Raw genomic sequence first — 442 nt, 5'->3', positions numbered from 1 at the left:
GGGACACGGGCCTGGCGACCACCGCGGGGGCCGCGAGGGCGACGAACCCGGCGACGGATCCGCCCGGCATCGCGACCACGCCCGGCGCCACCGGCGTAGCGACCACGTCCGGTGACACGGGTGCGGCGCGCACGGATGGGACGACGACGGGCGCGACCCCCGTGGGGACGGGAAACACGCTTGGCTCGCCGGGCACGACGACCGTCACCACGCCCCCGGCGCCGCCGCTTCCTTCGGCGGCCCCTTCCACGTTCAGCGGTTCGTTCTCGCCGACGGCGCCGGCCAATCCACCCGCGGTGGTGTCGGGCGTGCAGCCGGGCTCCACCGCGACGGTGGGGCCGGGGGCCTTCGCCACGCCGCCGACGGTGGGGGGCGTGTCCGTGGGCGGCTTCACCACGCCGCAGGTGTCCGCGCCGGACCTGACTCTTATACACATCTCCGA

At 76.0% G+C, this 442-nt stretch carries 1 pseudogene; it reads left to right on the top strand.

The annotated features are described in order from the left end of the window. Nucleotides 1-442: pseudogene (locus D7W81_RS42735) on the top strand (hypothetical protein); the annotation flags it as partial.

This window comes from Corallococcus aberystwythensis (assembly GCF_003612165.1).
GTDB classification, from domain to species: domain Bacteria; phylum Myxococcota; class Myxococcia; order Myxococcales; family Myxococcaceae; genus Corallococcus; species Corallococcus aberystwythensis.
The sequence above is the reverse complement of the archived record's forward strand: the minus strand, read 5'-3'. Positions and strand labels throughout refer to the sequence as shown.